Below are 24,327 nucleotides of genomic sequence, written 5' to 3'. Positions count from 1 at the left end.
CTACGTAAAAGTAATAGAACCCCGTAAATTTGCAAGTAAAAGCCTGTTTTGAGTATCAATTGCCGTAGAATAATTTTCCGTTCTTCTCGAAAATTATTCTACGGCAATGCAGCTACGCCAATTCAGCAATAGCATGTTTGACCAAAAAACGGTCAAGCAACTCGTTAAAACGCTCAGGATGTTCCATCATGGGCGCGTGGCAACATTTATCGATGAAGTATAATTCAGAATTGGAAATCAAGCGATTGAATTCATGGCCGACGTGAGGCGGCGTAATGGTATCATTCAGTCCCCAAACCAATAAGGTCGGCGCCTCGATTTTGTGTAATTCCTTGGCAACATTATTGCGCTGTGCCGACTTGGCGATTCCAACAATGCTCATGCATTTCGGAATGCTTGACGTAGTCTCAAATACTTCGTCAATCAGCTCTTTGGTGGCCACTTTGGGGTCGTAGAAAGTATACGCAACACGCTCAGAAATATACTCATAACTGCCGCGCTTTGGATACGAGCCCCCCATACCATTTTCAAACAAACCCGAACTACCCGTCAATACCAATCGTCTGACCTGCTCAGGATGCGTAAGTGTATAAAGAATGGCAATATGCCCTCCCAACGAGTTTCCGATGAGCGTCATGTCTTTCAATTCCTGCGAAGCCACAAATCCTTCCGTAAAAGTCACTAATGCCTCCAGACCCGCTTCACGGGGACTCATTTCATAAATGGGGAGCATCGGGATAATGATGCGGTAATCTTTTTTGAAATAATTAATGACGCCGTCCCAGTTGCTCAATGCACCAAACAAACCATGCAGCAGCAACAGCACCTCTCCCTGCCCTTCATCTATGTAGCGATAGCCATTAGATTCTTTTACCAAGTAGCTCATAATCAAGGAATAAGTTTCAAAAATATGGGATAAATCAAAGGGGAAATTAAAGTTTTCTTTTGTTTTCCCGACGACTTACACACAAATATAGTTAATTTAAAATCAACCTTTTTATGATATTTTCGTTAAACAGGGAATAATACCACACTTTCTAAACGAAAGTCAAATTTTACAACTATTTGTGTATAAAGCTTTTAAAGCAAATATTCTATCTGTATGCAAACATACTAAAATTGTACTTTTTTTATTCCAAAATCTTAAAAAATATTTTTTACTAGATAACTTACAGAAACATAGACTATTTAAGGGTTGATGTACATACTACATACAGCGATTACCTCCCCAAAGGGTACACTAGGAAAATAAAAAAGTGGCGGTGAAAACACCGCCACTTCAAAATCTTAAAATGAGATAAAAATTTATTTTGCCACCTCTTTGACATCAGGAAGCAGGTTTTTCTGTTTCAGAATACGCTCAAAAAGTCGAAGGTCGTGTTCTGAATTAAAAACAGAGTGCGGAAAATGTAAAAACTGACCGCGCGCCATCATTAAAATATACGCATCTTTGGTTCTATAAGCGCTCTTGATTTGCTCCCACTGCATAATTCCGCCTTCTTTTGGGTTGGTTTTAACCAAAATTTGACGGCTATCAATCTCATACAAGTACTTATCAAACAACTGCTTATATTGCTCTAACTGCGTAACGCCTGTGAATTGCACCCACCAAAAACCAACGTACAACAACGCACCTAAGATAATGACAATGTAAGCCCAAATGTTAGGATAAACACCCGTAATCCCCAAGATAGCATTCACTAAAAGTAAGCCTAAAGGTACAAGCGTCCACATTTTTTGTTGCTCCCACAATTGACCCATTGCAATGTTGACGTACTTCTTTTTATCCAACGCAAATTTTTTGGTCTTCACCGCCAACGGTGAAGTAGGCATTTGATAGACAGGCTGATGTTTGTTTACCGGAACTTTTGCCATCGATGTTTTTTTGTTAACTGATTATTAAATTGTGGTCGCCGTAGCAACGGTTCGCCGTAGCGACGGTTCGCCGTAGCAACGGTTCGCCGTAGCAACGGTTCGCCGTAGCAACGGTTCGCCGTTGTCACAGCTATTTGTCGTTTTTATTGCGAACTTTACTCCGTTGAAATAGATACCCTTTAAAATTGATTTTATTTAAATCAACGCACAAAATTAGAAAATAAAATGAAACCCATTGTCTTTTTATTGTTTGCAACCCTCACAACTATTCACGCCCAAACAGCCGCCGATTCGGTTGCACTCTTTAATGCAAAATGGGATATTCAAGAAATTGACAGGGGAATAAAATGGCGTAAAACGCATTTCAACGAAAAACAGCTTTTCAACGCCAATCAAAGCATTAATATTTTAGAAATACCCGTCAAAAGTCGAAAGCATCGTTGGGCCATCGTCACCGCCGATTCATTAGACAAAAAGAACAAAGCCCAGGGCCAATTACGCCCCACGAGTACCTTAGCCAAGGAAAACCAAGCCCTGCTTGCCATCAACGGCGGCTTTTTTGACGTAAAAAACGGTGGCTCGGTTGATTTTATAAAGGTGAATGGAAAGGTAGTGGATACCACCCGTTTGGGCATTGGCAACCAAGCCGCTTTTCATGGACAAGCCGCCATCGTCATCCACCGAAATCGATTACGTATCATCAAAGGGGCATCTACCGTAGGCTGGGAATATACACTTCCGTACCAAAATGTTATGCTGTCGGGGCCTTTATTGCGGTTGAACGGTACCAATGAAGTACTCCCTAAGAATGCCTTTAATGACAATCGCCATCCGCGAAGTTGCGCCTGCATTACCAACAAAAAAAAGGTGTTGCTGATTACAGTAGACGGCCGTTCGGCAGAATCTTACGGAATGAATTTGGCAGAACTTACTTTTTTGGCCCGTCAACTCGGCTGCCGCAATGCCCTCAACCTCGACGGTGGCGGCTCCACCACTTTATGGATTGAGGGCAAGGGCGTGGTAAACTATCCCAGCGACAACAAAAAGTTTGACCACGAAGGCGAACGAGCCGTCAGTAATGCGTTGGTGGTGAAGCGGAGGTGACCCGAAGAAGTAATTGAAAAAAATCTCAATACTCCATTTTTCTATTCACACTTACCGCTTAATAAGATTACTTGAAATAATAATTTATCAATAATAATTTATATTATTTTTATTAATATATTTATAGACTGGCTATTCTTCACCTGCAACATTTCCAATACTTCGTGGTCGAGCTACCTTAGTGTTCTAAGTTTAACTAATGGACGACGTATATAGTATTTAGGTTTCGGACCTACGAAATCTGGTTTTATAGTACTTTTTTGTTGATTCTTACGCTGTCTTTACCCGCTGTTAAAGAATACATTTTCTATTCACTTTACCTTACACTTAAATGATTATTTTCATGAAAAACTTAATTCTTCCTCTACTCACTTTTTTACTTCTCATCGGCTGCTCGAAAGATGAAGTAACTACCCAACAGTCCGCTCTAAATTCTGTGGAGACTGAACGAATACAGAACATAGGAAAGCCCATCTTCGATGATGTTACCAAAGCAATGGCGGAGTTTCAACAAATACTAATGGCGGAACGAGCCCGTCTCGCTAAAACGAACCGAGCCAAAAAATCCTGTACGAACAATCTTCAGGTTCCCGCAGATTTTGCTACTATTCAGGAGGCGGTAGACAATGCTTGCGACGGCGCAGTGATTACAGTAAAATCTGGTACCTACACCGAAGTTGTGGTGGTGGAAAAGCCGGGTATCAAGTTCAAAGCCAATGGGGACGTAACCCTGATTGGTGGGTTTGTGCTAAATGAAGGGGCTGATGATATTACTATACAGCAATTTACGATTGTGGTAGGAGCAGGTAATGTCCACGCCATAAACGCCAGAAATGTTACAGGGGGTAAAATCTTCCAGAATACCATTTCAGACCCAGCGCATAAAGGAGGTACAGCCGTTCGCTATTACAACGGTAGTGAGGTTACTGTGCATGGAAACAATATTTCCGGAACTGGTTGGGGGGTATTTTTTGGTAGCACAGGGGTTGACGGTAGTAGCCATAACAATACCATTTCAAATAATCATATTACTGGGATGACATTTGGAAGTGTTATTGGATTACAGGGAAACTGTGATAATAATTTCATCAATGAAAATACAATGGAAGACAATCCAACAGTTAGCAACGCGGGCGTCATGCTCTATTCTGGCGCAAATGTAAATGGGTATTGTGATAATAATGTTGTTAAAAATAACATAAGCTCTAACGGCTACTTGGGTGCCTGGGTTTTTAACAGTGGCACGAATAACAAAATAGGGCCATACAACACCTTTAATAACAATCAGACATATGGCTTCTACATCAGCGGGCCTGCAACAAGTAATACTATTTTTAATAACACTGCGCAGGGTAATGTATTTTGTGATATTGTCAATCTAGCCACGGATCTGTTAAGCAATACGTTTAAAAACAATACCGCTATTTGTACGCAAGGCTTGTAGTGTTCCGCTGATAGGAAACTTCTTTGTGATTTCAATGGCTATAAAATAAATCGCCCCGGAGGAGATACATCCTCCGGTGCGATTTTATGCTGATTCAGGTGATTTCTAAAAAAATCAGTTACTTCACCCGATTAAAAACAAACAAGTCAACAAATACCCATTTTCCGCCTTCCTGTTTGCCGCGTTGGATGACCAATTGGTTTTCGCTGCGTTTTTCGTAAATAATCCGCACCGAGCCGTCTTGTTTTTCAAAAAGCGCCTGACCCTTTTTGGCCTCTATAAAACTATAACGGTCAGAAATCTCTTTTTCTTCCAACGCAATGAGGCCAGGTTTGAAGTGTTTAACCAAGACGATGGGACCATTGGCGGTTTGTTCAAAAACCAACATTTCGTACATCGTGACTTTGTCTTCCTTCATCATCCGCATAAAACCCGTGAGATTGTCGCCCGCAGGAGCCGCCCAAAAGGCTTCAATCGGCCCGCCATTGAAGTTTCCTAACCAATGACCCTGCATAAAGGCCACGTCTTGTAAAGATGCCGTTTTTGATTGCGAATGGCCAGAAAATTGAAAAAGAGTTACCAAAATAAAAATGAAAGATTTGGTACGGATGCGTGTCAAAGAGATCATTTAAGTTATGTGACTTTTAGTAGTTAAATTGCCTCTATAAGACGGCCAACGCTAAAAATTACTTTTACCTTTACGGCAAACTACTGCCTTATGAATAAATCCTATTGTGCTTTCGTCTTTTTTATGGTGCTCTTTTCAGCCACCGTCCAAGCCCAGCAAGCCAAAGAAATCAGGCGTTTTCAATTGAAAGAAGTAAAACAGGGCGTAGCTGTGGATGCTGTTCATTTTTACGTTATCAACAACAGTTCCATTACCAAACATACCAAAACCGACGGGAAACAGGTAGCTTATTGGAAGGACACAACGGGGATATTCAAGCACCTCAACAGCGGTATCATTATAGGTAATAAACTCTACTGCGCCAACTCCAATTACCCCGACAAACCCATGGCGAGTTCCATTGAAATATTTGACGCGGCCACGCTCAATCACATAGATACCCACAGTTTTGGGTTGTTTCCGGGCTCGGCCACGTGGATTGATTTTCATCAGGGCCATTGGTGGGTGGCGTTTGCCAACTATTCTGATAAAAACATGGACAGCGGACGCGACAATCGGTGGACGACTTTGGTAAAATTCACGGCGCAATGGCAGCAAGTGGAGTCGTGGGCCTTTCCGCAAGAGGTCTTAACATCATTTGCCCCCAAAAGTACTTCGGGCGGCGCATGGGGAAAAGACGGACTGTTGTATTGTACGGGCCACGACAAGCCCGAAATGTACGTGCTTCAACTGCCCAAGCGGGGGCCTACTCTGCGCTATCTAAAGACCATCCCCACCATCAGCGAAGGACAAGCGTTTGCTTTTGACCAAAGTGCTAAAAATGCTGTTATATTTTATGGTATTACCCGAAATGACAATTATGTGGTGGTTTCGAAGATTGAATAATTTGTTACAGTCTTCCGAATTATTCATTCCAAGATTACAAACCATTTTGGAGATAACAATTGGAATAAATTCCTCTTTTTTTTATAATGTCTACTGGAGATGTAAGAAAAAACGATTAATGGATTATACAATCGTCAGCTCTTCCATAATCTTTCGCATTTCGGAGATGTTTTTCACCTCTGAACAAGTCACTAACAACCTGTTTTTGAGGTCTTTTAAAGAAAAACGTTTTGGATTTCGCTGAATGTGGCTAATGATATGGCCAAATTTATCGGACTGGAAGAAGGCGTCGTTGCCTGTTGTGAGAAAGTATCCCTTCAACGTATTATTTTTCAGCGTCAATTTTTCCATAAAAAGCGCTTCGGCCATCCACCTGATTCTCACCATCTCTATCAAACCTTTCACTTCCTCAGGGAGCGGACCGAAGCGGTCTGTAACCTCATCACCAAACGCACTTAACTCATCTTCACTACTGATGTTGTCCAGACGAGTATATAACGACAAACGTTCCGAAATATTTTTCACATAATAGTCCGGAATTAAAATTGCCAAGTCAGTTTCAATCTGGCAGTCGGTTCTGACCACCTCTGCAATCTCTCCCAAATCAAACAAATCTTTGAAGGTCGTTTGCTTCAACTCCTGCACAGCTTCGTCCAAAATCTTGTGGTACATCTCATAGCCAAGGTCATTGACAAAACCGCTTTGTTCGGCTCCCAAGAGGTTTCCCGCCCCGCGAATGTCCAAGTCGCGCATGGCTACTTTGAAACCGTCGCCAAGCTCCGAAAACTCCTCCAAGGTCTGCAAACGCTTGCGGGCGTCGGAGGTTAAATGGGATATTTGGGGGGTCAATAAATAACAAAAAGCTTTGCGATTGCTCCGCCCTACCCGACCGCGCATTTGGTGCAAATCCGACATTCCAAAATAATGCGCCGAATTGATAATGATGGTGTTGGCATTGGGAATATCAATCCCCGACTCTATGATATTAGTACTGACCAACACATCGTATTCGCCTTCAATAAACTTCATCATCACCTTTTCAAGCTTTTCGCCTTCCATCTGACCGTGTGCCACCCCGATACGGGCTTCGGGCACCAATCGCATGATAATATTACCGATGGTGTCAATGTCGTTTACTCGATTATGGACAAAAAACACCTGTCCGCCCCGATTCAACTCATAACTGACGGCATCCCGAATAAATACTTCATTAAAAACGTGAACTTCCGTCGTAACTGGTTGACGGTTGGGCGGTGGCGTACCAATCACCGACAAATCGCGCGCGCCCATGAGCGAGAAATGCAACGTACGCGGAATAGGCGTGGCGGTCAACGTCAGAACGTCAATATTAACCCGCATTTCCTTCAATCGGTCTTTTACTTTTACCCCAAATTTTTGTTCTTCATCAATCACCAGCAGCCCTAAGTCCTTGAATTTGATGTCTTTATTCACAATTCGGTGGGTACCAATCAAAATATCAATCCTCCCCGCTTCCACTTCTTTCAGTATTTCTTTGATTTGCTTGTCGGATTTGAATCGGTTGATATACTCGACCCGCGCTGGAAAATCGGCCAAACGCTCGCTGAACGTTTTGTAATGTTGCATCGCCAAAATCGTCGTGGGCACCAGTACGGCCACTTGTTTGCTATCGGTAACGGCCTTGAAAGCGGCCCGAATGGCGACTTCAGTTTTCCCGAAACCCACATCTCCGCACACCAAACGATCCATAGGATGCGGTTTTTCCATGTCGTCCTTTACATCCTGGGTTGATTTGGCTTGGTCGGGGGTATCTTCGTACAAAAACGACGATTCTAGTTCTGCCTGCAAGTAAGTATCGCGGGAGAACGCAAATCCGTTGGCCGAGCGACGTTTGGCATACAACGCAATCAATTCCTGCGCAATGTCTTTCAACTGGCGTTTTACCTTCGATTTTTTATTCTCCCATTCGGGCGAGCCCAGTTTGCTCATCGTAATGGCGGTGCCTTCTTTGCCCGTATATTTGGCAATTTTGTGCAAGCTATGGATGCTCACAAACAGGATGTCGTTGTCGCGGTAAATGAGCCGAATCGCCTCCTGCTCTCGACCGCCCACATCTACTTTTTCCATACCCGCAAATCGTCCGATACCATAGTCGACATGCGTAACATAATCGCCTGACTTTAAAGACTTTAACTCTTTCAACGTCAACGCTTTAGACTTACTAAACTTTTCTTTGACGTGGTATTTGTGAAACCTTACAAAGATTTGGTGATCAGTGTAACAGACGATTTTGAGTTGCTCATCAATAAACCCTTCGCGCAATGACACATTCATGGGTCTAAACCTCACGTAGGGGTCTAGCTCTTCAAAAATTCGCTCCAAACGCTCCAATTGCTTGGGCGACTCGGCCGCAATGATGTTGGTATAACCTTGGTGCTGCCGCTCCGACAAATCGTCAATAAGTCGTTTATAATCTTTGTTAAAAGAAGGCTGTGGCTTGGACGAATACAGAATTTTGGTCTCATTCCGTTGGCCGTTGGAGGGCCCAGATTCGTCTTCGCTTTTGGAGTTGGTATCTTTAAAATAAAAACGCTTTCCGAATTCGATCGTTTTAAATGTCTTAATCTGATTCAGAAAACCACGCCTAGTCTCAAAAATCTGATTGGGGTCGGCTACCATTTGAATGTCACCGCTTTTGACTGTTTCAAAGGCTTTTTCGGCTTTTTCGTAACATTCTTCAATCACTTCCAATGTCAACTCCACGTCCTTAAACCACAATAACGCGTTGTTAGGCAGAAAGTTAAGGAAAGACTCACGGGTTTCGAGCGTGAGTTTATTCTGAATATCGGGGATGATATTTACTTGGTTGACACTCTCCACTGAGAGCTGGGTTTCGGGATTAAAAGAACGAATGCTTTCCACCTCGTCGCCAAATAATTCAATCCGGTAAGGATACTCACTCGCGTACGAAAACACGTCAATAATTCCCCCACGCACCGAAAACTGCCCCGCTTCGTACACAAAATCTGTAATCTCGAAGTCATAGCCCAATAAAAATTCGCGCAAAAACTGCGCATCCAACCGCTCGCCCACTTTCACCGAAAAGGTATTGGACAACAACGAACGTTTGTTGATTACTTTTTCAAACAATGCTTCTGGATAGGTCACAATCACCAATTCTTGCGGCGCTGTCACGTTGAGTTTATTCAGAATTTCAGCCCGCATCAAAACATTTGCATTCTCAATTTCTTCGTAGTGATACGGTCGTTTGTAAGAAGTGGGATAATACAGCACTTCACGCCCCAACAGATTTTGCAGGTCATTTTGAAAGTAGGAGGCTTCTTCGCGGTCGCTGGCCACCAACAAGCACAGCCTTGGCAGGTGTTGATATACTACCGCTGGCAACACCGCATCTAAGCTCCCCGCCAAACCTTTGACCTGAACGTGGGGTTGTTTACCAGAAATCTGATTGATAATCATCTGAACGAGGGCATCGTCCGAATATAATTTAAGAAAGTCTTGAGTTGAAAGCATTTATGTACTGAAGCGCGAAGGGTTGAGCCGCGCAGTTAATTGTTAAGTGGCAACTTTATATTACTAATAATCAGTTAGTTAAGAGACTTTTTTTGCAGCAAACGATGCTTAAAATTTCCGCCAAATAGACAAACACCATCAAACAGCAAAAGGCCGACGAGGGGTTTTCTCTCATCGGCTCTTTAGTTATAACAAATGTAAAACAAAAAAGATTTAAAAAAATCAGAAAGCAAATCGCAGGCCGCCCGTCACATTGAGAACGCCAACGTGCTGCTCAATATCAACAAGCTGATTGACAGTAGGAAAACCCGCCGTGGTGATTTGATTACTAACGTTTCTAAAAGTTGTGCTGATTAAAGTAGCATCGGTATTAACCACCATCGAAAGGCCACCAATGAGGCCAATATTAAGCGTTGCACCTGCCCCATACGCCCAATCAGCCGAGTTTTGCGTTTGGGTACTTACCGTTATATTGTATTTTTGGTAGGACCCTGTAGTCACAAACATTGGGCTGTTGACCACGGCGTAACCCACCAGCAAGCGCCCTTCCAAGCCCAATCTTCGCCCCCCCAATCGCAGAGAAGGGCCAATCATGGCACTCGTGGCGTTCCAACCTTCGGTAGATTCAACCACGGGATTTTCTACTCCATAGTTTGCTGAGGCAATCAATTTTATTCCTTCCTCGCGGGTTCGGTTTTGATTGTATGAAAAACGGGTAGCCAACCCCAATCGGCGGGTGGGATAATATGCCAACACCAACTGAGCACCGATTCCATCGTCGGCAAGCTCACCTCCTCTTGTTCTTCCAAAGACTTTGGTAGCCAACTCGCGCACAGAAAGGCTTTTGCCCCCCGCAATATTTATCGAAAATCGGTCGTAATCCTGCGCCTGGGCAGCCCCCATTGCCAACCCTGATATAACAATTACTAATCCCCAAAAACGAACCATACTTGATTTTAAATTTTGTAATTCAACGATAGCATTTTGCGTTAATTGTGCCGATACACACTTAAAACGACTTTTTCTTTTGACGAAAGTACTTAAGAAAAGCCACTTTTTATTTCCCGCAAGTTGCTTTTTTTAAAATTAAAGTACTATTAAAATTTAACGCTTTTGGGTTTTTAAAGTTCACTTTTTCATCAGTTACTTCAATATCCCCGTAGCCTTCCACCCAATTATCGCCTTGTTTGAGAAATACTATTTGCCGAATTGAGTTTGTACCTTCTGAATTAAAGATATAATTAACGAGTAGGGTATCTCCCCTTACCTCCCCCTCAATGGTGCCTTGATTGAGGTCTTTTTCATACAATTTATAAGCCAAATCACCGCTTACCTTATTGCCCAGCCGAAGCAAGTTCATCTGAATGGTATCTTTTTTACTGGTATACATATAACAGTTTGAAGTCATCTCAACCCCTTCATTATTAGCCGCCGTGCCTTCACTGCCTTGGGTCGTGCAAGCTACTAAAACGCTGAGCGTTAATAAACTTAAAATATCTAAGGTTTTCATGTTTGAATAAATAATTTACTTTTATAAAACGGCCTTACCAGAATCAAAAAAAACTCTTTTAACCTATGGGTTATTTTTGAACCGATAGAAGCACCTAATTAGATTTACTTTAAAAAGCATTAAAACTTCATGCCGGGGTATGGTCAAGCAGTTACTTAGAAAGCATATTGGGGTTATATGGGGAAATAACTGGGAGGCTTGCCACTATTGATATTTTTGAGTAATATATCCAAACCCATTTTTTAACGTTCTATTTTCAAAACATGCTATGAATCCAACCGTTGAACAAAAACAAACCCTATTTCCCGCCGTGGCAGCCGCAATATTTAACGAGCAGGGAGAGATTCTGCTTCAAAGGCGAAGAGATGTCGGCCAATGGGGTGTTATATCGGGACATGTTGAATTTGGCGAAACAGTCGAAAGTGCCATTCTTCGAGAAATCAGGGAAGAAACAAATAGAGAAGCACACATCAAACGCTTAATTGGCGTTTATTCAGCTCCCGCGTCTCAAACGTACCATTATCCTGACAGGTCAATCCAATACGTGACGACTTACTTTGAAGCCCAATTGACGGAAATGATAAGTAAAGACTATTCAAGAGAGGAGACTTTAGAACTCCAATTTTTCAAAACTGACCAACTGCCAGATAACCTTGCCCTAATGAATCCGTATTGGTTGCGAGATGCCCTGAGTCAAACAAGTCAGGTTTTTATTCGCTAAAACAACGAAGCAGTCCCTTAAAATTAAGAGACTGCTTCGTGCAAGTTTATTTATCACGGTAGGCTTCTTTTTCAATCGGCCATTAACAAATACCGAGGGTGAGTTTCGGTGGCGCGTAAAGCAGGATTCAAAAAGGGCAATGTTAACCCCGTTACGTGGAAATTTTGGACCTTGTGCACTTCCTTAAACCGAAGTCCCGCCTTATTTAGCGATTTCAAGCCTTGCTCGTCGGTGTAAATAAGGGTACTTTTAGGCTTAAAATGCTGTTTTACTTCGTTTAGAGAGCGTAAAACGGGCGTAGTACGTTGGGTATAATAATCCAAGGCACTGTGAAAAATATTGTATTCATCGGCAGGTGCCAATTCATAAATATAAAAGTCCGAAACATTTGCGGAGTAATCTTCTGCTACTTTCTGCCCTATCACCGACCCAGCCTGATATTTCAATATACTTGGGTAAAAATGGGCGTTCATCAGCAGATTGATGCCAAGGCCCGTCAGAAATGGAGCAAAAACCAATTGAGAAAAGCCAGGCCGCTTACCACTGTATAGGCGCACAATCAGAACAAAAAACAAAACCGCGACAGTCAACAAAGGGATATTTTGCAGTGGAAACGCCCAAAAACAAAGTCCAACGATGGCAATAAGCATCACACACGAAGTCACGATTAACCCAATGCGGGTCCAACTAAAAGACGAGGCTTCGGGATGCTCAATGAGTTTATCCAAAAAACGGGCGGTCATTACGGCCGCCAACGGAAATACCACAAATGTATAATGCGGCAATTGGTATTGAGCCGTAGAGAGTGCCATAAATGGCAAAACAAAACCTCCTACCGAAATCGCTTCGTCGGCCACAGGAAGCAAAAATCGTTGTTTGATGATGTCCCGTACCCTCGTCACAAGGCCAGGTATAAATGCCAGAACCCACGGCAAAAAACTCCACAGAAAATTATGCGATTGAAAAAAAAGGCCGGGGCTGTTGTCCCACTCGCTCTCGCCCGTAATCCGTCCAAAACTTTGTTCCCAAAAATAGAAATAAAGTCCATCTGAACCGTACTGACGATAAAGCCCGATGCAATATGGCAATAAAACCAACCCGATAATTGGTAGCCCAAGCAGCCAACGCCAATCAAAGAGCTGTTTCCACTGTCGTTTTAAGATAAAATCAACGAAAAAAGCGGCTCCAATCACAATCAAACTGATGGGCCCTTTGGCCAACATTGCCAGTCCAGCAAAGACAAAACCAATTACAAAGTTTTTCCAATTTCGGCTTTTAACGTATTCAGCTACTTGCCAAATAGAAACCATGACGCAATTGGTGAGCAACGTATCGCAGCGTACATCATGGTTCATCAGAAAGAATGCCTGACAGCTTCCCATCACCAACGCAGCAATATAAGCCGTACGCTCCGAATAGTACAATTTACAAAACCGATACAGGGCGTACATGCCCAATAGCGTGGAGAGAATCGGAATCAGTCGATAAGAAAAATTTGAGATGCCAATCACTTTAAATACAAGGGCCGAAAGCCAAAAAAGCAACGGCGGCTTGTCCAGATAATAATCTTTTCCCCGAAATTGAACTTCTAAAAACTGACCATTATCGGCCATTTCGCGGCCAATAGAGGCATATTGGGCCGCATCAATATCCATAATATCAATCTTTACGGCTCCGATAATATAGACCACAATGAGTCCTAAAAAGGGCAAATACTTATTATTCCAACGCATAAAGTGGGTTTAAACGGCAACGCATTGCCGATCATGACTAATGTTCAAATCTATTTTGGTACCTTATTTAAAGGCTTGAATCCCCGTAATTTCGTGTCCTAAAATCAACAAATGTATGTCGTGTGTGCCTTCGTAGGTAATAACCGACTCAAGGTTCATCATGTGACGCATAATGGGATAGTCGCCCGTGATGCCCATTCCTCCGAGCATTTGTCGGGCTTCGCGCGCAATGTGCAGTGCCATGTCGACATTGTTACGTTTGGCCATTGAAATCTGGGCGGTGGTGGCTTTCCCGTCGTTTTTGAGGGTTCCTAGTCGCCAAGTCAATAGTTGCGCTTTGGTGATTTCGGTCAACATTTCGGCCAACTTTTTCTGTTGCAATTGAAACCCTGCAATGGGTCGGCCAAATTGTTCACGTTCTAATGAATACTTCAATGCCGTTTCATAGCAGTCAATAGCCGCGCCAATAGCGCCCCATGCGATGCCGTAGCGGGCATTGTCGAGGCAGCCAAGCGGCCCACGTAAGCCTTCAATGTTGGGCAAAATATTTTCTTTGGGCACCCTCACATTATCAAATACCAGTTCTCCCGTAACACTCGCTCGCAGCGACCATTTATTATGAATTTCGGGTGCTGAAAAGCCTTCCATTCCCTTTTCTACAATCAATCCGCGAATCCGTCCCTGTTCGTTTTTGGCCCATACTACCGCAATATCGGCCACGGGGGAGTTAGTAATCCACAATTTTGAACCATTCAACACGACGTAGTCGCCTGCATCCTTAAAGGAGGTCAACATTCCTCCTGGATTTGAGCCATGATTGGGCTCTGTAAGGCCAAAACAACCCACCATTTCACCTGAAGCCAATTTGGGCAGGTATTTCTGGCGCTGTTCTTCCGAGCCGTACGCATAAATTGGCCACATCACGAGCGAACTTTGCACCGATACGGTTGAGCGCATTCCCGAATCACATCGTTCGATTTCTTGAGTCATTAAACCATACGAAATATAATCAAGTCCACCACCGCCGTATTCAATCGGCAGGGTTGGGCCAAAGGCGCCGATTTCGGCAAACTTTTGAATCAAATGAGCAGGAAACTCCGCCTTCTGGGCATACTCTTCGATGATGGGCCGCACATCGCGGTTAATCATTTGCTGAACCGCGTCCCGAACCATCTTATGCTCTTCGGTCAGCAAGTCATCTAGTTGATAAAAATCGGTTTGTCGTGTCGATGTTGATAAAGTAGTACTCATGATTTTTGGACAGTAAATCGGTAAATGTTATTACGTAGGTACGATGCCCAAAATTACCACAAAATCTGCCTAATTTCACAAAATTCGTCGAAACCTGTAACCAAAGTCATATTCAAAACGTTATGAAATTGTAACTTTAGCTACCACCGATTACCGCACAAACATCGTGGAAACGTTTTTGTTGATTTTTTTACTGATTCCTTACCTTGTACTTCGGTATTATCTTACCGACCACGATACGCCTGCCGAAAAAGAGCGAAAACGCTTAGCCGAAGGTATTGAATTATACAACAACGGAGAATATACCAAAGCACACGATTATTTTAACCAAAAAATTAAGGAGTACCGCAAATCAGCCATCGCTTACGCCTATCGTGGTCAGTGTAACCTCAAAGAACAAAATATCTACTCTGCCCTCTATGATTTTGCCGAAGCCCTGAGTTTTGATAATACGCTGTCAGAAGTGCATTTGCAAAAAGGAATGGCCCATTATCAATTGCTAGAATACGAAACCGCTTTTTTATCGTTCGATAAAGCCGTTTGGTTTTCGCGCGGAGAAGAACCACAAGCGCTCCGTTGGCGAGCCCTTGCTCGTATGAAATTACATCAGCTTTCGCAAGCCGAAAAGGACTTGTCCAAAGCCGTTGAACTCGGTGATGAAAATGCGGCCTACGTACTTAGTCTGCCCCCCTTCCGTCGCAAAGTGATTCTTTAATTGCTCAACTTTTTTTCAAAAGTTTGCGTTAAAGGATGGCGAACCCTAAGGTTTATCATCAGTAATCATTTAAAACATGTTAGAAGTAACCTCAGACAATAAGCTTAAACGCCTCATCGTGGTAGGCGACCGCGTTCTGATTAAACCCAAAAATCCCGTAGACCAAACGCCAACGGGGTTGTATCTCCCTCCTACCGTTACCGAAAAAGAACAAGTACAGACCGGGTATGTCATTAAAGTAGGGCCTGGATTTCCGATTCCTGCCCCTACCGAAGACGAGCCTTGGAAAGAAACTGAGGAAAAGGTAAAATACATGCCGCTGCAAGCGCAGGAAGGCGATGTGGCCATATATCTGCAACGCAACGCCATCGACGTCATGTACGGAGACGAGAAATACGTCATCGTTCCTCAATCAGCCATCCTGATGCTCGAACGCATCGAAGATTTGTTCAATTAGAATGGGGCAACAAAAAAATTCCCTGCGTTGATTTTGATAAAATCAACGCAGGGAATTACTATTTTGATGAATATGGGGATGTAATTTTTATCTTCCGCTTTCTTGAGGGCCACCACCACGGGGGTCATAGCCAGAAGCAAAGAGGGGATATTGATCAAAAATAGACCGAACTACGTTTCGGTAGTAGCTGTTGGCAGCATTGGGGTTTTTGAAAATACCCGCGGCATAACCTCTCCAAACCACCTGATCGGTGTCGGCGTCTATCAGAGAAATAATAATCGTCCCTTTGTCTAATGAGTAGCGAATCGGCTCGTATTTAAAAGAATCATCTTCTGTATCAACCCAGTTTTTGATAACGGGCTGCATGTATCCCTGATAGCGTAAGTTGTCGTAGAAAATTCCGTAGTTTACCAGAAGCGTGGGCTTGCTTGTGCTGAGGCGATAACCGCGTGCCTGCATTTGTCGGTGGATGGCATTGTATACTTCAGTACATACGTTACCCGTATCACGTTCACATTCCAAAAAGGCGTATGTGCTGTAGGCTTTAAAGTTAGTTTCATAACTGTAATCGTGCTCCACAAAAATTCGACGATTGGTATTGCAACCCGCCGCCCACACAACGACGCACACAAAAGGTAAAAGTTTAGCAAGCTTCATGATGGATGTTAGAGTTTGGTGTTATACCATTTTTGTTTGGATAAAAATACGAAATTTTCTACAAAAGCAAATTATTTATTGTAAATCTTAGCAATTATAAATTATCCTACGTAATACGCGATGGCCTGCTGAATTTCACTAGGTGTTACTTTAATATCAAACCCACAACTCCCCACACCAGTCAACAATGAAAAACGCAGCTCCCCACCTTTGTTCTTTTTATCCTGCTGCGCCAACTGAATCACCGTAGCCACATCCGACATTTGCAACGCTACTTTGCCGTATACCGAGAATATAAACTCCTCAATCTGTTCTAATGTTTGTAAATCAATCATTTTTTTTCGGTACGCCACGTAAGCCTCCATTACCATACCCGCCGCAATAGCTTCTCCGTGCAGTAGACGTTCTTTGGGGGGCTTGTTGAGAAAATAAGTTTCTACCGCGTGCCCAATGGTATGACCAAAATTCAAAATCTTGCGTAAGCCTTTCTCCGTTGGATCTTCGGCCACCACTTTTTTCTTGATTTCTACAGAATGCGCAATCAGGTCGGGCCAACTCTGTTCCTCAAAATCTTTTTTGCGAATTTCTTCCCACTTAGCCGCATCGGCAATCAAACAGTGCTTCACAATCTCGGCAAATCCAGACCTTAGTTCGATATACGATAAGGATTGCAAAAAGGATGCGTCGATTAAAACATTTTTTGGTTGGGTAAAAACGCCCAAGTGGTTTTTAAATCCCTGAAAGTCTATTCCTAGCTTCCCGCCAACACTGGCATCCACCTGAGAAAGCAGGGTGGTAGGAATCTGCACAAAATCAATTCCCCGTTTATAGGTAGCCGCACAAAACCCGCCCATGTCACCGATTACGCCGCCACCGAGATTAAAAACGACCGCGTGTCGGTCAAGTTCCAAGCGCGTCATCTCACTCCATATTTGTTCGCAGGTGGTTAGGTTTTTATGTTGTTCACCCGCTGGAACAACGATGAGATGGTGCTTTGGCAAATACGGTTTTAGGCGAGGATAACAGTGTTTACGGGTGTTGACATCGGCAATGACCACATATTTCGAATACTCTTTGGTCGCTAAAAAAGCCGCGAGCCCTTCCTGAATTGGAGCGATGGTTACAGACATACGTGCGTGTTAAATTAGAAATTCAAATGTAAAACTTTTACGGTAAAAACGTGCTTAGGATATTCTTTGAGGTTTTTCCAAACTGGTTTTTTGACATAAAAACCAGTTTGGAAAGCTATATTTAACAAACAATCCCGCACTGTACAGCGCGGGATTGTTTGTTACGGTTAATGTACTATTTGAAACAAAATCAAGCGCCAAACGTGGCAATACCGCTCTGTATTTCGGTTTTGAAATAGGTCACAAAGTCTTCCAACTTCATGGAGCCCATATCAGGATGGCCTTTGCGACGTACAGAGATGGTTCCTTCGGCCTGTTCTTTGTCGCCCACAATCAACATGTAAGGCAATTTATGAACTTCCGCATCGCGGATTTTACGGCCAATTTTTTCGTCACGGTGGTCAACATACCCGCGTACGTCGGCTTCCTGCAATTGAAGAAATATGTCATTGGCGTAATCCATATACTTTTCGGAGATTGGCAATACCGCAATTTGGTCGGGCGAAAGCCACAAGGGGAAATTACCCGCGGTGTTCTCAATCAATATCGCAATGAAGCGCTCCAATGAACCAAACGGCGCGCGGTGAATCATCACGGGGCGGTGTTTGGTACCATCGCTACCCATGTATTCAAGGTCAAAGCGTTGCGGCAGTTGGTAATCCACCTGAATCGTACCCAATTGCCACTTACGGCCCAAGGCATCCCGAACCATAAAATCGAGTTTGGGGCCATAAAAGGCGGCTTCTCCTAGTTCGGTAACGGTATTTAACCCCTTTTCGGCCGAGGCTTCAATAATCGCCGATTCGGCGCGGTTCCAGTCTTCGTCTGTTCCGAAATATTTCTCGGGTTTTGCGGGGTCACGGAGCGATATTTGCGCACTGTAATTCTCAAATCCCAACGACCGAAACACATACTGAACTAAATCAATAACGCGTTTGAATTCGTCTTTCACTTGGTCGTTACGGCAGAAAATGTGGGCGTCGTCCTGCGTAAAACCACGTACCCGGGTCAGCCCATGAAGCTCTCCGCTTTGTTCGTAACGGTACACGGTGCCAAATTCGGCCAAACGCAACGGCAATTCACGATACGACCGTGGACGTGCTTTGTAGATTTCGCAGTGATGAGGGCAATTCATGGGTTTAAGCATAAACTCCTCCCCTTCTTCGGGGGTATGAATCGGCTGGAAGGAATCTTTACCGTATTTTTCCCAGTGTCCTGAGGTTACGTACAATTGTTTGCTACCGATGTGGGGCGTCACTACGGGTGAATACCCCGCGCGCACCTGCGCCCTGCGCAAAAAGCTTTCGAGGCGTTCGCGCAACAAAGCGCCTTTTGGCAGCCAAAGCGGCAAACCAGCGCCTACTTTTTCAGAAAAAGTAAACAATTCCAGTTCTTTGCCGAGCTTGCGGTGGTCGCGACGTTTTGCTTCTTCCAGTACGTGCAAATAGTCGTCCAGTTCTTTCTGTTTTGGAAACGTCACGGCATATACCCGCGTGAGCATGGGGCGTTTTTCGTCACCGCGCCAGTAGGCTCCTGCCACATTCATAATTTTGATGGCCTTAATAAATCCTGTATTGGGGATGTGCGGCCCTCGGCATAAGTCCGTAAAATTACCCTGCGAATAAAACGTAATTTGACCATCTTCTAGTCCATCAATCAGTTCAAGCTTGTATTCATCCGCTTTTTGGGTAAAATATTCAATGGCATCGGCTTTACTCACCGACGTTCGCTTGTACTCGCTCTTCTGTCGCGCAAGCTCAAGCATTTTATCTTCTACTTTTTTAAAATCTTCCTGCGAAAAAGGCTTACCACCCAAATCAATATCGTAATAAAAACCTGTCTCGATGGCAGGTCCGATGCCAAATTTTGTACCAGGGTACAACGCTTCAATGGCTTCGGCCAATAAGTGCGCGGAGGAATGCCAAAAAGTAGCTTTTCCATCGGTATCGTTCCAAGTCAAGAGTTGAAGGTTGGCATCCGTATCAATGGGTCGGGTGGCATCCCACACCTGTCCATTGACTTTAGCCGCCAATACATTTCGCGCTAGTCCTTCGCTGATACTCAGCGCAATGTCCATACTTGACGAGCCTTGAGGGTACTCGCGCACACTGCCATCAGGTAGGGTGATTTTAATGTTACTCATGTTAATTAGTTATGTTTAGTCACGCTTCATCAACATCTGCTATTACAAACTAGCATGAATCGTTGATAAATTTTCTGCAAAAATGGTTGTTTTAAACGTTACTGCCAACTATTGCCTGATTTTCAAGCTTCGAACGGTATCACTTTTCGTTTTCAATTCAAGTCGAGGAGTTAGAATATTGACCTGAACCCTTTCACGGTCGGGAGCAATTGGAGAAACATCCTTCTCATTATCAGCATCAGAAGCTATTTCGGGAGAAGCCGGCGGTAGGGTACCGTAGGTGTCAAGGTAATATTTTCGCTGTTGCGCCCGGTAAAGACGCCCGCGCGAACGCCAATCAGCCGCATCTATCTGCGTAGCCCGCGAATATTGTTCAATGGCCCCTTCGATGTTCCCATGTTTGTCGTAAGCACTTCCCAGCAAAAAATTAATCTGCGGATATTTGGGGTTATAGCGCAAAACTTTCTCAAAGCTTTTAATGGCCAAAGGTAAACTGTTCCACTTTAAATAAATAGTACCTGCCTGAAAATCAGCCGCGTAATTGGTCGAGTCAAATTTAATAGCCGCCCGATACGCAATCAGCGCGCTGTCTAGCCGTTTTTGACTGTGGTACATTACCCCGCGCGAATAATAAAGCATCGACTCTTTGGGAAAATAACGCAAGCCCTGGTCGTTAATGTCTTTTGCCTGAATATAATCGTGCAAACGGGTATGGATGTTGGTCAGCTCCACATATGCAGGCACAAAGCGCGGTTTTAATTCCACTGCCCGCTGCATCAGCGCAATCCCCGACAGGGTATCTCCCTGACGAGCATCCAAAAGTCCATTATAAAAATAGGCTTCGCCTTCGTAAGGAGCCATTTGCAAGGCTTTCGATAAATACAACTTTGCCTGACGGTATTGCTTTTTTTGTTGGGTCAAATCTCCCAGTAAAATATACAACTCGGGCGTATCTTGTTGCAACACTTCTGCCTGCCGTGCCGCCGCCAGCGCTTCATCATAACGCTTAATCTGCCGCAAAATTCGAGCTTTAGTCAGCAGAAAAAGCCCATTACTGGGGCTGATTTCAAGGGCGTCATTTATGTCCGTCAAAGCCGCAGGGAAATCCTTAAGGACGATATACAACTCGGCTCTTTTGTGGTAATTTAAAGCGTTACGCGGACTACGCCGAATGATGGCACTCAGGTACTCAACGCCGACTTCCGCCCGTTTAAGAGCATCGTCGGAGGGGAGCGGAGGAATACGGGTGCTCTGACGTTCGTCGCTGCTGCACCCGCCCAGCCATATTGCCAGACAAATACTTACTATATACGTTAGGGCTTTCAAGTTGCTCTGTACTGTTATTGATGTTTTTAAAAAAATCATTTTATTGCTTCAAAAACACCTGACAATGAATGCATTATTAAAATCAGCAAGTTACAACGGCACATCATCCTGACCGTTGACTCACTCATTGATGCAAAGTACGGGAAAGTTTTGGGGAAATGCACGATTAACCACCGCTTAAACGGAAGCGAAACGATAAAATATACCCAAGGGAAGTTTGCGTTGTTTATGGTCGGCAAGGTAGAGTTCACCGCATTGGGCATTCGTCATTTTACCAAATCGGTCCAGTACCAAATTTTCGGCCATCAAAGCCGAAAAACCCAACGAGTACAAATTCAAAATGAATACATGGTGAACAGGGTCCAACAACTCAGCACAGGATTTGAGTAGCTCATTCAACTGTTCTTCAAGAATCCACTTTTCACCCGCAGGCCCACGGCCATAAGCAGGTGGGTCGAGAATGATGCAATTGTATTTTTTCCCACGACGCACTTCACGCTGAACAAATTTGAAAGCATCTTCCACCATCCATCGGATATTGTCGGCTTCGCTTGCTTCCATATTCTCCCGCGCCCACGTGACAACTGGTTTAATTGAATCCACGTGTGTTACATCGGCCCCTGCTTGTCGGGCTGCCACCGACGCTGCCCCTGTGTACGCAAAAAGATTTAAAACGGAGGGTTTCTCAATGGGCAGCGCGCGGAGTTTTTGGTCTAAATAATCCCAGTTAACGGCCTGCTCAGGGAAAATCCCCACGTGCTTGAAGGAAGTAAGCGAGCATTTTAGGCGCAACGACAGCCCCGCATGTCGGTAGTTTATCCACCATTTTTCGGCCATCCCTTTCGTCAATTGCCACTCGCCGCGTTCGGTAGCCTGCTTATCACGCACAAAAGTAGCATGGGCCTTTTTTTTCCAATCAGCGTCGGAAAGAGATTTATCCCAAATAGCCTGAGGCTCAGGACGCGCAAGTATATAGTCACCAAATCGTTCTAATTTTTCGAAATTACCGCTATCAATCAGTTCGTAATCTTGCCAGTGGAGAGGAGTGAGAAGTTGCATTTGTACGTTAAGGCGAAAGTCAACCGCTGGTACATTCAGGAAAAACCTAATTGACCAGCGATTGACCCTCTATCCTATGTTATTAAAAAGATATTTTATTCAGATAAAAAACATTTCGGCGACCATCATCACCCGTAATCCGCTGATAGCCAAACGCCAAGTAATAATTATCAAACCAGTACAGCACTTCGTCGGTGTTGGTTTGACGCACCTTATCACTGGCATCAACGGTCATAATCGGAATCGGCTGTCGGTCATTCAATACGCGGTCTTTGTCAAAAACCTTGGCTTTGATAGCCCCTTTATTACTGTAAAACATAGAAACCGTTTGGTCCTCATTGGGTTTTACCCTTACTTTTTCTTTGAGCTCCATGCTTTTCAGCCCTTCAAAAGGCAGCGAATTATCCCATAATAAATCACCTTTGGGGTTAAAGCCCGCCACAATCGCGTGGGTATACACAAAACCATTAAATATCTGCCCGTTGTTCATCCTACGTGAGCCAAACCATGGGTCCCAATAGTATGGATTGTAAAGTCCATACGATGGAAACATTCCCATGCCACCAATTCCCCAAGGAGACATGATAGGCGAGCCCCACCACGAGCTCATACCATACATCCCGTTGTTGTTGTTACGGTATTCGGGATAAAAGACCTCTCCCGAAATCAGGTAGTTGCCGTTTTGTTCAATGATATCATGAACCAAAAGTCGATAATTAAGCTTTACTTCGTCTCCGTTTTCTTTTTTTCGCTCTATCTTACGCAGCATTCGTTCTTGCTCGCGCTCGCTCATGAAGTTGAAGAAATTCTTAAAATCGGTAAAACTGTGATATTGCGTAAACTCAACCTCGTCGTAAACGATTTTACTCAGAAAAAGCCCTTGCGAAGCGCTGTTGTTGTTCCCCTGCATGTTTCGAAAACCGTAGGTTCCAATCATCAGTTTGGTGGAATCGTTCAGCGTAAACAGGCGTCCGTTAAGCAATGAATAATCAGGCTCTGGCTCTACCATCACCTGCCCCACCGATTGTCCATATTCATCAAACGTCCGTGAAATAAGCTTGATTTCTCGCCCCTTGCGAGCGGCATAACAGACATTTATCAAATGGTGCGTGGTATCAATATCTACGGATTGAATCACGGTGTTGGGTTGCGTAACTCCGGGCAGAATTTTACTTTGTTTGGAAGCCAAATTGGTGTAAAGCAGCATTGGCTCGTCTCGTACTGTCCCCGCCATAAAAACCGAATAACCAATTGTCTGGAAATCGGTAATTTGAAAACGGTCCACGGAGCTAAGGTAAAATGTCTCCATAAAACCCGCGACCCCCACCTTAACGACCTGATAAAAATCAGTTCGGCTACGCGTAAATAACAGATAAATGGACTGGCCGTCGTACGAAGACTTTACAAAATCAAGGTTATCTTCAATCGTGCCGTTGATTGACCAATCGCGGTCCAAATCAACGTTAAACTTCTGAATATTAAACGCATTTTTTGAAAGCTGCGAAACCAGCACCACGCCTTTTGCGCCCAACGAAATCGTGTGATACGACTCATTGGCACCTGGAACAGGGAGCTCTATCCGCTTGACAGTCTGTGCCTTTATCTCAGGGGTTACTAAACCAATAACCAAAAACAAAACGTAACAAAAAGAAACCAAAACGGCACTAAGCGCCGCACCAGCCCTGCGCACTACAAAAGATTGGTAATGCGCCCGTGGGCTATTGACAATAAATTCATTAGGTGTTTTCATCGTTGCTAAAACTTAAGATTAGGTCGAATTCCTCCCGTTTAATCGGCATGACCGACAAACGAGATTGCCTAATTAACGCTATTTCCTGCAATCTATTATCTGACTTAATTTCCTGCAATGAAACCGGTCGTTTTAACTTCTGAACAGGCACCAATTCAACCACTACCCAGCGGGGGTCGTCGGTGGTTGGGTCAGGATACGCTTCGCGGTCTACCTGTGCAATACCCACCACGGACAGCCCCTCATTGCTGTGATAAAAGAAGACCCAATCGCCTTTTTGCATGGCTCTGAGGTTGTTACGTGCCTGATAATTACGAACTCCATCCCATACACTCCTACCCGCTTTCTCAAAATCATCCCAACTATAAACAAACGGTTCCGACTTTACTAACCAATGATTCATTCTTAATTTTTCATTTCTCAGGC

General features: G+C 43.9%; 21 protein-coding genes. 6 read left to right on the top strand and 15 right to left on the bottom strand.

The window, feature by feature from the left end:
• Positions 1-112: 112 nt before the first annotated feature.
• Entirely contained in the window at positions 113-886 is a 774-nt protein-coding gene (locus tag GVN20_RS05395; protein ID WP_166557362.1) for an alpha/beta fold hydrolase, read from the bottom strand.
• Between the two features lie 419 nt (positions 887-1,305).
• Positions 1,306-1,875, bottom strand: a complete 570-nt coding sequence (locus GVN20_RS05390) for a YcxB family protein (protein ID WP_199563288.1) — start codon at positions 1,873-1,875, stop codon at positions 1,306-1,308.
• Positions 1,876-2,100: 225 nt separating this feature from the next.
• Between GVN20_RS05390 and GVN20_RS05385 the strand changes: the two genes are divergently transcribed.
• Together GVN20_RS05385 and GVN20_RS05380 are read left to right on the top strand one after the other, a co-directional pair.
• Complete coding sequence (locus tag GVN20_RS05385) at positions 2,101-2,979, top strand: phosphodiester glycosidase family protein (protein ID WP_166557361.1); 879 nt, start codon at positions 2,101-2,103, stop codon at positions 2,977-2,979.
• 343 nt (positions 2,980-3,322) lie between these two features.
• Positions 3,323-4,423 carry a nitrous oxide reductase family maturation protein NosD gene (locus GVN20_RS05380; RefSeq protein WP_166557360.1) on the top strand — a complete coding sequence of 367 codons (1,101 nt, stop codon included), beginning with the start codon at positions 3,323-3,325 and terminating at the stop codon, positions 4,421-4,423.
• A 118-nt stretch (positions 4,424-4,541) separates the two neighbouring features.
• On the opposite strand, the gene GVN20_RS05375 is transcribed toward GVN20_RS05380, so the two are convergent.
• Positions 4,542-5,051, bottom strand: a complete 510-nt coding sequence (locus GVN20_RS05375; protein WP_229598981.1) for a DUF6265 family protein — start codon at positions 5,049-5,051, stop codon at positions 4,542-4,544.
• 90 nt (positions 5,052-5,141) lie between these two features.
• Here GVN20_RS05375 and GVN20_RS05370 point away from each other — a divergent pair, with 90 nt between their 5' ends.
• On the top strand, positions 5,142-5,936 hold the full coding sequence (locus tag GVN20_RS05370) for a hypothetical protein (RefSeq protein WP_166557359.1): 795 nt from the start codon (positions 5,142-5,144) through the stop codon (positions 5,934-5,936).
• A gap of 123 nt (positions 5,937-6,059) precedes the next feature.
• Here the strand turns inward: GVN20_RS05370 and mfd are convergent, their stop codons facing one another.
• The 3 genes from mfd to GVN20_RS05355 form a co-directional block, all read right to left on the bottom strand.
• Entirely contained in the window at positions 6,060-9,449 is a 3,390-nt protein-coding gene (gene mfd, locus GVN20_RS05365) for a transcription-repair coupling factor (protein ID WP_166557358.1), read from the bottom strand.
• 222 nt (positions 9,450-9,671) lie between these two features.
• Positions 9,672-10,397, bottom strand: coding sequence for a hypothetical protein (locus GVN20_RS05360; protein WP_166557357.1), 726 nt, complete (start codon positions 10,395-10,397; stop codon positions 9,672-9,674).
• A 109-nt stretch (positions 10,398-10,506) separates the two neighbouring features.
• Complete coding sequence (locus GVN20_RS05355) at positions 10,507-10,959, bottom strand: hypothetical protein (protein WP_166557356.1); 453 nt, start codon at positions 10,957-10,959, stop codon at positions 10,507-10,509.
• Between the two features lie 268 nt (positions 10,960-11,227).
• On the opposite strand from GVN20_RS05355, the gene GVN20_RS05350 reads away from it, so the two are divergent.
• On the top strand, positions 11,228-11,680 hold the full coding sequence (locus GVN20_RS05350; protein WP_166557355.1) for an NUDIX domain-containing protein: 453 nt from the start codon (positions 11,228-11,230) through the stop codon (positions 11,678-11,680).
• A 71-nt stretch (positions 11,681-11,751) separates the two neighbouring features.
• Here the strand turns inward: GVN20_RS05350 and GVN20_RS05345 are convergent, their stop codons facing one another.
• Complete coding sequence (locus GVN20_RS05345) at positions 11,752-13,413, bottom strand: glycosyltransferase family 39 protein (RefSeq protein ID WP_166557354.1); 1,662 nt, start codon at positions 13,411-13,413, stop codon at positions 11,752-11,754.
• A gap of 63 nt (positions 13,414-13,476) precedes the next feature.
• Positions 13,477-14,664, bottom strand: a complete 1,188-nt coding sequence (locus tag GVN20_RS05340; RefSeq protein ID WP_166557353.1) for an acyl-CoA dehydrogenase family protein — start codon at positions 14,662-14,664, stop codon at positions 13,477-13,479.
• Between the two features lie 166 nt (positions 14,665-14,830).
• On the opposite strand from GVN20_RS05340, the gene GVN20_RS05335 reads away from it, so the two are divergent.
• On the top strand, positions 14,831-15,379 hold the full coding sequence (locus tag GVN20_RS05335; protein WP_166557352.1) for a hypothetical protein: 549 nt from the start codon (positions 14,831-14,833) through the stop codon (positions 15,377-15,379).
• Positions 15,380-15,455: 76 nt separating this feature from the next.
• Entirely contained in the window at positions 15,456-15,836 is a 381-nt protein-coding gene (locus GVN20_RS05330) for a co-chaperone GroES family protein (RefSeq protein ID WP_114065725.1), read from the top strand.
• Between the two features lie 87 nt (positions 15,837-15,923).
• Here GVN20_RS05330 and GVN20_RS05325 read toward each other — a convergent pair whose 3' ends face one another.
• From GVN20_RS05325 to GVN20_RS05295, 7 genes are all read right to left on the bottom strand, one after another.
• A complete protein-coding gene (locus GVN20_RS05325; RefSeq protein ID WP_114065726.1) occupies positions 15,924-16,493 on the bottom strand; it encodes a DUF4136 domain-containing protein in 570 nt (189 codons plus the stop codon).
• A 101-nt stretch (positions 16,494-16,594) separates the two neighbouring features.
• Positions 16,595-17,623 carry a 3-dehydroquinate synthase gene (gene aroB, locus GVN20_RS05320; protein WP_166557351.1) on the bottom strand — a complete coding sequence of 343 codons (1,029 nt, stop codon included), beginning with the start codon at positions 17,621-17,623 and terminating at the stop codon, positions 16,595-16,597.
• 190 nt (positions 17,624-17,813) lie between these two features.
• Positions 17,814-19,766, bottom strand: coding sequence for a threonine--tRNA ligase (thrS, locus tag GVN20_RS05315; RefSeq protein ID WP_166557350.1), 1,953 nt, complete (start codon positions 19,764-19,766; stop codon positions 17,814-17,816).
• Between the two features lie 108 nt (positions 19,767-19,874).
• Entirely contained in the window at positions 19,875-21,092 is a 1,218-nt protein-coding gene (locus tag GVN20_RS05310; protein WP_166557349.1) for a tetratricopeptide repeat protein, read from the bottom strand.
• A 177-nt stretch (positions 21,093-21,269) separates the two neighbouring features.
• Positions 21,270-22,151: a class I SAM-dependent methyltransferase gene (locus GVN20_RS05305; RefSeq protein ID WP_166557348.1), complete on the bottom strand. Its 882-nt coding sequence runs from the start codon at positions 22,149-22,151 to the stop codon at positions 21,270-21,272.
• Positions 22,152-22,233: 82 nt separating this feature from the next.
• Positions 22,234-23,901, bottom strand: coding sequence for a hypothetical protein (locus tag GVN20_RS05300; protein WP_166557347.1), 1,668 nt, complete (start codon positions 23,899-23,901; stop codon positions 22,234-22,236).
• On the bottom strand, positions 23,888-24,304 hold the full coding sequence (locus GVN20_RS05295; protein ID WP_166557346.1) for an EVE domain-containing protein: 417 nt from the start codon (positions 24,302-24,304) through the stop codon (positions 23,888-23,890). Before GVN20_RS05295 ends, GVN20_RS05300 begins: the two co-directional genes overlap by 14 nt.
• Between the last annotated feature and the right edge of the window lie 23 nt (positions 24,305-24,327).

The organism is Runella sp. CRIBMP (genome assembly GCF_009905605.1).
Lineage (GTDB): Bacteria > Bacteroidota > Bacteroidia > Cytophagales > Spirosomataceae > Runella.
Note: the sequence above shows the minus strand (reverse complement) of the source record. Positions and strands in the feature narration are given on the sequence as shown.